This window comes from Salimicrobium salexigens, from assembly GCF_900156705.1.
Lineage (GTDB): Bacteria > Bacillota > Bacilli > Bacillales > Halobacillaceae > Salimicrobium > Salimicrobium album.
Map to the genome: position 1 here is coordinate 1 of NZ_FTOK01000011.1, position 11,103 is coordinate 11,103.

Sequence of the window (11,103 nt, forward strand, 5' to 3'; positions counted from 1 at the left end):
GATCAAACTCTCCATAAAAGAGATTGATTAGCTCAATCATAATTCGTTCAAAAAATTGACGCATGGCATAAAACATTGTTCAGTTTTCAAAGATCGATGTCTTTTTTGCGACAAAACCTAATATATCAGCCTGACTTGATGAAGTCAACACTTTTTTTAGATTCAGTCGTTTTTCTATTGTGTTGTCTTCTTCTTTCCCGACAACGTTTAATAATATAGCACAGTTTCATTTCAAAACGCAATACCTTTGTAATATTTTTTTGTTGATTTCTTCTCACCAGCCTTCGATGGAAGGCTTCCATCCCGGCAAGGATGAGAAAAAACCGCAAAAGAGACGTTACGCCTCTTTTGCGGTTCCGACCAGGCGATGCAGCAACAGAAGCTGATAAGAGTTACATATAAAAAGCCCGATAATCATCAGCCATGTATAGGCACTGTCATCAAGATAAAGTCCCGGCAGCCACTCCACCGTCGTAATGACTGTCATAAAAAACATTGCCGGAAGGAAAGCAGTTTTATTCGTTTCATATACTTTCCTTTTTGCTACCAGATAGGACGCCACGAGGAGGCCGATCGCCGTAGCGAGATATCCCCAGATACTCCCGTCATCCGAAGCCAGGTAACGAAAATATACAAGGTCGAACAGAGTGAAAATAATTAAAAATGCCTGCAGCGGCCGCCAGAACCCGCGAAACATACCGGTAGCAAACTGATTGATCATTAAGTATGCGAAAAAACCCATTTGACTGATTACACTGAATATCAGACCGTACCCGAGGAAAAAGATGAGCACACCGAACAGTTCCCCTATTTGAAGTGGATCCAGTGCTTCCATATAAGCATCCGCCCGAAAAAAGAAGCTGGCTATAAGGACTACTGTACCTCCGAGTGCCAGCGTTGTCATAAACATCCGAACCCATTTGCGAGAATTCACATTGCTGCCCCCTAAACTGTTGTTTCATACCTTCAAGTATTCTATCACGAAGCGGAAGATTTTTGGTTACTGGCACAAAATGTTCAAAATTACGATCCTTCCTTCATAAAAAGAAAGCGTAAAGCCGGGAATGTCTTCCGGCTTTACGCTTTGAACTGTATCTTTAATCTTCGTAGCTGTCTATAACTTTAGCAGCAATATTCCGGTAGATGAGCCCGGTCGGATGATCTTCCTGATAAACGGAAGGTGCAAAAACATCCTCTTCTTCGTACGGCTGCTGCAGCGGAATATGGCCGAGAACGCCTGTCTTAAGCTGCTCGGCAAGCTTCACGCCGCCGCCACGCCCAAAGACGAACTCTTTATTCCCGGTCTCTTTACTTTCGAAATAAGCCATATTTTCGATAATTCCCAGGATTTCATGCTCGGTCTGAATAGCCATCTGACCGGCACGGGCTGCGACGAAAGCAGCTGTCGGGTGAGGCGTCGTTACAATTATTTCTTTTGAAGTAGGCAGCATGGAGTGCACATCCAGTGCCACGTCTCCTGTTCCCGGCGGCAGGTCGAGAAGGAGATAGTCGAGATCGCCCCACTCCACTTCCTTGAAGAAACTTGTAAGCATTTTACCGAGCATCGGGCCACGCCAGATAATAGGAGAGTTATCTTCCACGAAGAAGCCCATGGATACGAGTTTCACATCAAAGCGTTCCACCGGAATGATCTTCTCTCCACGTACGACCGGGCGTTTTTCCACGCCCATCATGTCCGGTACACTGAAGCCATAGATGTCTGCATCGATGATACCGACTTTTTTACCGAGACGGGCCAGTGCAATCGCCAGGTTCACTGTTACCGTGGATTTACCTACGCCGCCTTTCCCGCTTGCGATCGTAAGAAACTTAGTCCCTGTCTGACCAAGAAGGTTCGCTTCCTTTTCCTGCTCTGCTGCAGGCTGGAACTTCTCAAGCGTCTCTTCCGGGAGCTGATCGAAACGAAGACCGACTGTCGCGGCTCCCTCACTCTTGATTTTATTGACGATACTTTGCTGCAGTTCCATCTGCTCAGCGGTATTCGTCTTGGCGATAAGAAGTTTTACACTGACGTGTTCCTTCTCTTCCTTCACCTTGATTTCCTGTATTCCTTCTGTTTCCTTGAACGTTTTATGTAAAAACGGATCCTCGATGGATTCCAGAATCTCTCTTATTCTTTCCTCTGTTACCAAGTCGTTCACCATCCTTTTATAATCACTAGTCGTAGTATAACATATGTGAAACGCTTTCTAAGTAATTTGCTTATATCTTCCGGGGCTTTCTTTCAAAAAATCAGAAAGAGCGGCGGGGAGCCTTCCCGCTGACTACCAGCGCCACTCCGACTGCAATCATGAAACTGCCGCTTATCAGAAATGGTACTCCGGTCCATTTCTCCAATATCCCTGCACCGGAAGACCCCGCCACTACTCCGAGCGAGAAGAAGGCGTAAAAGATACCGTACGCTTTTCCTCTTTCCGAATCTTCGGAAGAACGGGCGATCATCTCGTTCATCGACGGAAAAAGAAAAGCGAAGCCGATACCGTACATAACCATCAGCACGACGGTCCAGACGGCACTGCCGGTAAACGAAAGAACGACCAGCGCCACTCCGATGATGCCGAGACCTCCCGCTGCCAGAAGAAGCGGGGAATATACCCGGTACACCCGGTTCAGAGGAGTTATAAAAATAACGAGAGCCGTAATTCCGAAAACACTTAAGAACACCCCGGCGAGAGAGGAAGGAAAACCGAAACTCTCCACTTGAAACGGAAGCGCAAAAGCGAGTGTCCCGTTACTTACCATAAGAGCGAAGGCGGCGCCTGACGCCTGCCATAACGTTTTATTTTTCAGAAGTGCTCCGAATCCTTCCCGGGCACTGCTTTCTTTTTTCTCTTCGGGCAGGGTTACGGGAACAAACTTCCAGCCGAGGAAAAAAGCGATCAGAAAAAGTGCCGCCACAAAGAGGAACACGTAGTAGATTTCCGAACGGGCTGCTACAATCCCTCCGATCGCCGGGCCTGCAATGGCGGCAATTCCGATAGCTGCCCCCGTGTAAGCCATCGAAGCCTCTCCGTTTCTCCGCCGGGTAAGGTCCCCCACTATGGCAAAAGATGCCGGGATGAGAATCCCTCCGAACAAGCCGTGGACGAAGCGAAGGGCAAGCAGCTGCCCGTCCGTCGTCACGAGCGGATAGCCGAGAAGAAGGAAGAATACGAAAAACATCGCAAACAGAAGTACCCTCTTCCGACCGAGGCGATCCACACCGTATCCTCCAATAATATTCCCGAACATGTTGGAGAAGGAGTAGATTCCTACAATCAGACCGGCCATTACTTCCCCGGCTCCAAGCTCCACAGCAAAAGGAGCGATGATCGGCAGCTGTACGAATGTATCCATGAATGTAACGATAATGATAAAATACAGGATTTTTGTCATGATGTTTCCTCCAGAACTATGTTACGAAATAGGCGGCACTCTGCACGTAAACTTGAGCCGCGGCATAAAAGACGAGAGAGAATTTCCAGTTGTATACGATACTGTTCCGGAATGAATTGATGCCGTTCGATCCGCTCAAAGCAATAGCCGGCAGGATGATCGGAGACAGGATAATGGAAATCACACTCCCTGTAGTGACAGAGAGCACAATCAGCTCAGGCGGATAAGGGAGGTCGATACTGGTCAGAATACCGGCTACCAGTACCATTACCGTCAAAGGGCCGAGCCCCGTAAACCCGAGGAACACTACAATGAACGGTAATAGACTCAGGAAGTTCATAACCGGCACCTGCCCCTCCACCACTTCAAGCAGAGCTACGGCATTTTCGGCAAAACCCGTCTGATTCAAAGAATAAATGAGGGTACCGACGCTGAGCATAATGCTGAGCTGATACCCTTTTCCGGGGGTATCCTCCACTACGAACCTTTTCACTTCCTGCCAGAGCTTTCCACTTTTTCGTTTCACTATATAATAAAGCAGACTCCATATTATGATGACCAGTGGGATGGTAACCATCAGATCGGTTGCGAATATAGCATGAAGAAGGAAAATCGGTCCAAAGAGAGAAGCGAAAAGAACAAGGAACTCGAAAGTCCTCTCCCTGCTTCCTTCCATCTTTTGATGAAGAACTTCGCTCAACTCCTCCTGCACCCCTGCTGTCATCGAAATTCCGGATTTCTTTTCTTCACGTTTCGAAAAGAGAAAGGCGATGCCGGTACCGACCATGGCAATAAAGAAACCCTGCAGCATCGCAAGCCATAAATTAGCCTCCATCGTCTCCACAGCAAAAATAAAGCTCGGAATGCTGATCACCCACAGGGTGGAAAGCCCGAAGCCGCGCAGCAGAGCGGTACTCTTAAACCGCTCCCAGCCCTCACCGCTTCTGTTTTTCAGGAAATCACTTACGAATTCATAAAGCATCGGGATGACGCCGAACAGGAGGAAATGGGCAATCACCTGTGTAAAAAACGTCAGACCGGTATACAGTTTCCCGGCGGAATCGATCATTCGCGGGACGGACTGGAGGATTGCGGATAAATAATCCTCTTCCCTGAGGACGATACTTATGAAAGGTATGATGATCAGGAGACCGATGATTCCGCGCATCGTCAGAAACCCCTCTTCCATGCTTTCCATGATCGTATGGTCGGAAGCGACAGTGATGACGAGCGAAGTGATGAACAGAAGCAGCGGGAGTTTGAAGCGCCCGATGCCGTACTGGAGGAATGCGAATAAAAACAGTCCGCCTCCCGTAACGGCTAATAGCGGCAGCAGGAAGGACTGCGGGTTAAAATAAGTATAAAAATGTAAAACAGCATATAAAATGACGGTAAGACGTAACCCCCAGGCCATCGCCCTCTCCTCCTTTCCTTTGATCCGGTTCATGCATAACAAAAAGAAAAGCTGACGACTGTAGCACCCGTCAACTTATCCTCTCTTCATCGTATTTACCAGCGTGCCGAGTCCTTCGATCGATACTTCAACCTCATCCCCGTCCTCAAGCCATCGTTTATCATCCAGTTCCATAATGACTCCCTCAGGCGTACCGGTCAGAATAACATCCCCCGGCTGGAGCGTCATATAGGTGGAAATGTAGCTGATCAGCGTAGCACAGTCAAAAATGAGATCGGAAGTGTTCGAATCCTGACGAAGTTCCCCGTTCATCCGACACTGAATCTGAAGATGGTCGGGATCTCCCGCTTCATCGGCGGTAGTGAGATATGGACCGATCGGGCAGAAGCCGTCCGGTGATTTACCGACAAGCCACTGCTTCGTCCGGAACTGCAGGTCACGGGCGGACAAGTCGTTCGCCGGGGCGTAGCCCGCTACGTAATCGAACGCCTCCTCTTTGCTGACGTGTTTCGCCTGCTTCCCGATAACGATAGCGAGTTCCGCTTCGTAATCCATTTCTTTTGCGTCGGCAGGAATCACCACAGAGGTGTGGGAACCTGTCAGGGCATTCGCGAACTTATTGAACAAAAGCGGATAGGCGGGTGCTTCCATCCCGGAGCGTTCCGCATGTCTCTCGTAGTTCAGCCCGCTGCAGATGATCTTCTCCGGACGGTCCACGCAGGGGCCCAGTGTCGTTTCGTTGATAAGAGGAGCCTCTGCAATATATGTATGTACGGCTTCTTTATCCCGGTCAAGCCAGATGAGAAGTTCGGGTACGGTACTCACTTTATCCGAGAAGTCACGTACTCCTTCATCGGTGTACACTCCCGGTGACCATGTATCTCTGTTCCAGAAAGTTACGATTTTCAACGGTTGCCCCTCCTTTTGCATTCTCCACCCTATCTTACCATAAAAGAGAAACATGGGCGGAACAGGACGCTCCCCGCTTTGCAAGTAGAAATTGATTTTTGACGTGTCATATACATCAGAAATTAAAAAATACGCAGTGAATTATATCTATTTCTAACAAATTTCTCCTATTTTATCTTATAATCGAGATAATCAAAAAGGAGGGTATTAAGCAAATGAAAAAAATCTCACCTGTGCTTTTTTTACTTGCTCTGCTATTTTCACTTAACGCCCCCGCCGCAAGTGCCGGTTCGTTCAGTGACATCGAAGAGGTCAGCTGGGCCAAAAAAGAAATCCAGTACCTTTCTGGGGAAGGGGTCATCAACGGCTATCCCGGAAACGTATTTAAACCGGGGGAAAAGATAACGAGAGCCGACGTCGCCGTCATGCTTGTACGCGAGCTTTATCCGGAGGCGACTCCCGAGTCCGATCCTCCCTTCACAGATTTAAACAACCATAGATACTATTACGATGAAGTGGCGATAGCTTACGAAAAGAACATTTTAGAAGGGTACAATAACAAAGTTCGCCCTGAGGACAACATAAGCAGGGCGGAAGCCTCCGTCATGGTCGATCGCGCTTACAGCATCGACAGGAATGGGAAAAGAGGCGGCATAAGCGACGCCAAAGAAGTCTCCTGGGCCACGGAGAGCATACTGGACTTGTACACCCAAAATATTATAAACGGGTTTCCGGACGGTACTTTTAAACCCCGTAGCGATATTACTCGGGCACAATTCGCGAAAGTTCTTTCCGCTACCATAAATCCTGACTTCCGTGCCCTTGATGATTTCCAAGCACATTTCATCGACGTGGGGCAGGGAGACAGTATCCTGCTGGAATCCCCCTCCGGGAAAAACATCTTAATTGACGGCGGGAGAAAATCAGCCGGCGAAGAAGTGGTGGATTACTTAGCTAAAAAAGACGTCGGCACCATAGACTTGCTTGTCGCTACACATCCGGACGCCGATCATATTGGCGGTCTGATCGACGTTCTGAAACAGGTGAACGTGAAGAAAGTTCTGGACAGCGGGAAGACCCACACGACAGATACGTACATGGAATACCTGAATGTTATCGACCGGAAAGACATACCGTTTTAGGAAGCGAAAGAAGGCGAAATACTGAATTTCGATGACGTACTCGATATTCAGGTACTGAATGCCAAAGACGGGTCTGGCGACAATAACGAATCTTCTATAGTCCTGAAAGTGTCCCACGGGAGTATCGATTATATGCTCACCGGGGATGCTTCCACGGAGATAGAACAGGAAATGATCGATCAATACGACGTAGAAGCAGAGATTTTAAAGCTCGGCCACCACGGGGCATCCACTTCCACGTCCCGGGCGTGGGCTCAGCAGGTTGATGCAGAGGTCGGCATTCTGTCATACGGCTCGAACCACTACGGCCATCCGGATGAAACCGTCGTGAATCGTATGCGTAATTTCGGAGCTGAACTTTACTCCACGTGTGATACCGGAACGATTACAGTGACGACGGACGGTCAGAGTTTCGATGTGAACGGCTCCCCTTTCGACGGGACGGACAATTGTGGAACGGACGGAAACCAGAACGACGGTAGCACAGACACGGTCAACGTTAATACCGCCGATGCTGAAACACTTCAGTCGATTGACGGAGTCGGCCCTTCCATTGCCGGATATATCATCGACTACCGCAACGCCAACGGTCCTTTTCAAAGTATTGAGGAACTGGACAACGTAAAATATATAGGAGCGACCACGCTTGATAAAATGAAGCCTTACATCACTTTATAGGAGCTGACACAATGAACAAGTACACCATCGACCGCTTTGAAGGGAAGACAGCCGTCCTGTTGAAGAAAGGTGAGGAAACGGTGGAAAAAGATGTGCCCGTAAGTTCCTTCACCGAAGAAGTAAATGAGGGGGACATCGTTGAGGAAATTACCTCAGGAAACAAAAACACCTACCGGCCTTTAAGGGAAGAAACAAAAAGTCGCCGGCAGGAAGCAGAAGATTTATTGACCAGGATTAAAAATAAGAATGATCAATGAATAAAGGGGAAGCCCCTCTTTTCAAATCATTTTATATTCCGGATACACAATACCCCTTTTCCGACACTCTTCGGAAAAGGGGTATTGTTTGTTATACATCCTGGTTCTATTTGACATGAATCTCAGCCGGAGTTGTGTCTGTTCATTTAAAAAATCGTGAGTCAGGGACCATCATATTGTTCAAGCCACCCGGCAATCGTTTTGTGTGCAGCATTTCTTGTCACAACACCAAAATGGGAAGTGTCCTCCAAGAGGCTCACCTTTGTTTCCGGTGAATACTCGTTGAATAACGGTTTGAATGCCTCCGGTTTAGACACATGATCATCGGTTCCAATCATGACAAAGGATGGTTTCTCCAAACTTGCAATATCTTTTCCGTAATCATTGCGGGCGTGCATAGAAATTTGCAAAGCATAGTTATAGCGTAACGTTTCCGTGCCATCCCTGACGGCCTCCGGCATATTGAATGAAATCACATCTTTGTGATTTAACACCGTAATTCCAAACGTGTTTAAGATGCTCAAGCCGATCATACGCGGCATATTAACGTTGCTCCACTCACTGTCGGAGCGATAGGTCGGTGCTGTGTGATGAATGAAAGGGGATAACATCAGATAGCCATCGACCGGCTCATTCTCACCTCCGGCATACCGGATGACTGTTCCTCCACCGCTTGAATGCCCACCTAATAGAAGCGGACCTTCCTGCTGGCTCCGGATATACTTTACGAAATCATTGATATCGTCTTCAAGCTGACCGATATAGTCTGCCTCCCCCCTGTTTTCCGTCTGTGGCCCGTGCCCACGGAAGTCGGGAGTATAGACGTTTGCAACATCGTTTTCGGATAAGTGACTGGCCAGTGGTTGAAGATAGCTGCTGTGGTAGGCGGATCCGTGCAAGAGAATCAATGTTTTATCGGCTTCTCCCTCATAATAACGGTAGGACAATTTTTCCCCGTCTCGTGCGGTGTGTTGATGCAGTGGTGGCAGTTTGCTCTCCTCCGTTTGAAGCGTATCAAAACTTAAACCACCGTCGTTTCCCTCCGGAGCTTCCGTCTCGCTGAACAGCACCATACTAAATACCACACCAAGGAAAACGACTGCCGAAATGCCGAAGGAAAAACCGATTCGTCTGAAAATTTTTTTGCGTTGGGACTTGGAGCCTTTCGATACAGGTTGCGAAGTCATTAGTATTCTCCTAATGTTCATTTTATCGTTCTTCGCTGACAACCTTGTCCAAAATATCGTTCCACAATCCGACACAATCGTTGACTAATGCCATTTACCTACAGTATACCAACCATAGCGTAAAATTGTTAGTGGCTCTCAGTTGGATCCCCGATCAAATGCCGATAACTATCTACATCGGCTTGATGTATGAAGCGAAGAGGAAAAACAGATGAAATGTCTCAGGAGCAGATAAATTTTCAGCGAAAGGTAACGTGTTATATATTTAAACGCAAAAAAGCCCTCCCAGCTCAATAAGAGCAAGAAGGGCAATTTTTGGTGTACAAAACTTATTAACGCTTCGAGAACTGTGGAGCACGACGTGCTTTCTTAAGACCGTATTTCTTACGCTCTTTCATACGTGCATCACGAGTAAGGAATCCAGCGCGTTTCAGTGGAGTACGGTATTCAGGGTCCGCTTCGAGAAGCGCACGTGCTACACCGTGACGGATCGCACCTGCCTGACCTGTGAATCCACCACCGTCAACGTTTGCGTAAACGTCGTAGTTTCCTTGTGTTTCTGTAACGACAAGAGGCTGGTTCAAAATCTTACGAAGAGTTTCCAATGGGAAATAGTCCTGTGCATCAGTTTTATTTACGATTACCTGGCCGGTACCTGGGACTAGACGTACGCGTGCTGTAGACTTCTTACGACGTCCCGTGCCGGAGTATTGTACTTGTGCCACTCTTAATTACCTCCTTTGTTATTAGCTATGATTAGCCGCGAAGTTCGTAAACTTCTGGTTGTTGTGCTTCGTGCTTATGATTTTCACCTGCGTAGACATGAAGTTTTTTGCTCATCTTACGTCCGAGACTTCCTTTTGGAAGCATGCCTTTGATGGATTTCTCCAGCATACGCTCAGGGAATTTCTCGCGCATTTCGTTAGCGGAACGGACTTTCAAACCACCTGGGTGATTGGAGTGACGATAATATTTCTTATCCTGCCACTTATTTCCTGAAAGTTCGATTTTCTCTGCATTAATAATGATTACGTGATCGCCAGTGTCAACGTGTGGAGTGTATGTCGCTTTGTGCTTTCCGCGAAGGATGGAAGCAACTTCAGTAGATAGACGACCAAGTGTCTGTCCAGCTGCATCCACAACATACCATTTGCGTTCCACGTTTGCTTCATTAGCCATGAATGTTGTACGCATGTCGGGTTCCCTCCTGATTTTTCATTAGATTTTTACTCTGATTCGATTTATATTTCAATACGATTAGTTTCCGGGGCTAATCGTGGTATAGAAATTAAATGCCACAAGATATCATATAACATTTTCATACCAAATGTCAATAGGCACACCAGGATTCGTTGCTTTTTTCCCGGAAAGAATATCAGTAGCTCACTTCCCACAAAAACAGGCCGTGACCGGGGGTCGTGAAACCTGCGAGCCTGCGGTTGTGTTCCGCAAGAGCCCGGGGTATCGTGTCGATTTCTTTTTTCCCCTCCCCGATCTCAAGCAGGGTACCCATCATAATCCGGACCATATTGTACAAAAAGCCGTTTCCTCTTACGATGAACTCCAGTTCTTCCCCTGTTACGTTCAATTCTGCCCGGGATACCGTACGGATTTTGTTTCCTTTCAGCGTAGTCTTCGCCGAACAGAATGCAGTAAAATCGTGAGTGCCGAGAAACTGTTTTACGGCTTCCTGCATTTTTTCTATGTCAAGATTCCGGGGATGATGATAGACCGTTCTCCTACGGAACACGTCCCGGGAACGGACCGGTCTTACATAATAACGATACTCTTTCTCTTTGACGTCGAACTGGGCGTGGAAACTTTCTTCCACGTATTCTGCCTGTTTGACATAAATATCAGAAGGAAGCAGGGTCTCAAGCGCCCTCACCCAGCGATTTTCAGGCACTGCAAGAGAAGTGTCGAAATGGAAGACCTGACCTTTGGCATGGACGCCGGCATCCGTACGCCCGGAAGCGATGATGCGTACGTGTTCTCCTTTATGCATAGTTCGGAGCGCCTTCTCCAGCTCTTCCTGCACCGTTTTTCCGTTAGGCTGGATCTGAAATCCCGAATAGCCGGTGCCGTCGTATTCCACTGTACATTTTACCCGTTTCATTATA

Annotated in this window: 12 protein-coding genes; 3 read left to right on the forward strand and 9 right to left on the reverse strand. The window is 47.6% G+C overall.

Going from position 1 to position 11,103, the window contains the following annotated elements; genetic code table 11:
- Positions 1–337 precede the first annotated feature (337 nt).
- The 5 genes from BW931_RS11515 to BW931_RS11535 form a co-directional block, all read right to left on the reverse strand.
- Positions 338–934: a KinB-signaling pathway activation protein gene (locus tag BW931_RS11515; RefSeq protein ID WP_008592766.1), complete on the reverse strand. Its 597-nt coding sequence runs from the start codon at positions 932–934 to the stop codon at positions 338–340.
- Between the two features lie 163 nt (positions 935–1,097).
- Positions 1,098–2,153 carry an Mrp/NBP35 family ATP-binding protein gene (locus BW931_RS11520; RefSeq protein WP_076572479.1) on the reverse strand — a complete coding sequence of 352 codons (1,056 nt, stop codon included), beginning with the start codon at positions 2,151–2,153 and terminating at the stop codon, positions 1,098–1,100.
- Positions 2,154–2,253: 100 nt separating this feature from the next.
- Positions 2,254–3,396: an MFS transporter gene (locus tag BW931_RS11525; RefSeq protein ID WP_076572481.1), complete on the reverse strand. Its 1,143-nt coding sequence runs from the start codon at positions 3,394–3,396 to the stop codon at positions 2,254–2,256.
- Between the two features lie 16 nt (positions 3,397–3,412).
- Positions 3,413–4,810, reverse strand: coding sequence for a hypothetical protein (locus tag BW931_RS11530; protein ID WP_008592760.1), 1,398 nt, complete (start codon positions 4,808–4,810; stop codon positions 3,413–3,415).
- Positions 4,811–4,885: 75 nt separating this feature from the next.
- A complete protein-coding gene (locus tag BW931_RS11535) occupies positions 4,886–5,719 on the reverse strand; it encodes a fumarylacetoacetate hydrolase family protein (RefSeq protein ID WP_008592758.1) in 834 nt (277 codons plus the stop codon).
- Positions 5,720–5,934: 215 nt separating this feature from the next.
- On the opposite strand from BW931_RS11535, the gene BW931_RS13705 reads away from it, so the two are divergent.
- The 3 genes from BW931_RS13705 to BW931_RS11545 all read left to right on the forward strand — a co-directional run bounded on the left by BW931_RS13705 (position 5,935) and on the right by BW931_RS11545 (position 7,796).
- Positions 5,935–6,861 carry an S-layer homology domain-containing protein gene (locus tag BW931_RS13705; RefSeq protein WP_234972632.1) on the forward strand — a complete coding sequence of 309 codons (927 nt, stop codon included), beginning with the start codon at positions 5,935–5,937 and terminating at the stop codon, positions 6,859–6,861.
- A gap of 108 nt (positions 6,862–6,969) precedes the next feature.
- Positions 6,970–7,539, forward strand: coding sequence for a helix-hairpin-helix domain-containing protein (locus BW931_RS13710; RefSeq protein WP_234972633.1), 570 nt, complete (start codon positions 6,970–6,972; stop codon positions 7,537–7,539).
- Between the two features lie 11 nt (positions 7,540–7,550).
- The gene (locus BW931_RS11545) at positions 7,551–7,796 is read left to right on the forward strand and encodes a DUF3006 domain-containing protein (protein ID WP_076572483.1); all 246 of its coding nucleotides are present in this window, start codon (positions 7,551–7,553) and stop codon (positions 7,794–7,796) included.
- A gap of 161 nt (positions 7,797–7,957) precedes the next feature.
- On the opposite strand, the gene BW931_RS11550 is transcribed toward BW931_RS11545, so the two are convergent.
- The 4 genes from BW931_RS11550 to truA form a co-directional block, all read right to left on the reverse strand.
- On the reverse strand, positions 7,958–8,983 hold the full coding sequence (locus BW931_RS11550) for an alpha/beta hydrolase (protein WP_076572485.1): 1,026 nt from the start codon (positions 8,981–8,983) through the stop codon (positions 7,958–7,960).
- Positions 8,984–9,315: 332 nt separating this feature from the next.
- Entirely contained in the window at positions 9,316–9,708 is a 393-nt protein-coding gene (gene rpsI / locus BW931_RS11555; protein ID WP_008592590.1) for a 30S ribosomal protein S9, read from the reverse strand.
- Between the two features lie 31 nt (positions 9,709–9,739).
- Positions 9,740–10,177 (reverse strand): 50S ribosomal protein L13, encoded by a 438-nt coding sequence (gene rplM, locus BW931_RS11560; RefSeq protein ID WP_008592588.1) that lies wholly within the window; start codon positions 10,175–10,177, stop codon positions 9,740–9,742.
- A 181-nt stretch (positions 10,178–10,358) separates the two neighbouring features.
- A complete protein-coding gene (gene truA / locus BW931_RS13410) occupies positions 10,359–11,099 on the reverse strand; it encodes a tRNA pseudouridine(38-40) synthase TruA (protein ID WP_008592586.1) in 741 nt (246 codons plus the stop codon).
- Positions 11,100–11,103: the final 4 nt, after the last annotated feature.